Annotated in this window: 1 pseudogene; it reads left to right on the top strand. The window is 65.2% G+C overall.

Annotated features, from left to right (window positions below):
- A pseudogene (locus WDW90_RS41120) lies at positions 1 to 162 on the top strand (IS110 family transposase); the annotation flags it as partial.
- Positions 163 to 405 lie beyond the last annotated feature (243 nt).

Here is a 405-nt window from a genome sequence, read left to right as displayed (position 1 = left end):
GGGGGCAAGGAGCGGCTCGGCCGGACATCCAGAATGGGCGAGCGCACCCTTCGGCGCTTGCTGATCATCGGTGCCAGCGCGGTGGCACGCTGGGCCGCGTGTAAGGGCGTCCCGGCTGGCTCGTGGCTGGGGCGCATGCTCGCCCGCAAGCCCCCGATGCTGGGTCAAGTCATGGGTTAGCCGACGAGCATGTCAGGATAGTGGCTCAGTCACGTTTTCCTGTCAGTAGTTTTCCAGTCACGGTTTCCTGACACAAACGGGGCCGTTTGGGAGGGCTCGCGAGGCGCTCCTCGCGGGTGACAGGAAAACGGTCGGACACTGTTGGCGAATTCGACAGCTATGCCGTGAGGGCCTTGAAGCGTGAGGTGCGCGTGGGTGCCAGCGGACGCAGCGAGAACCAGGCAG

The organism is Methylobacterium nigriterrae (assembly GCF_037106235.1).
Lineage (GTDB): Bacteria > Pseudomonadota > Alphaproteobacteria > Rhizobiales > Beijerinckiaceae > Methylobacterium > Methylobacterium nigriterrae.
Note: the sequence above shows the minus strand (reverse complement) of the source record. Positions and strands in the feature narration are given on the sequence as shown.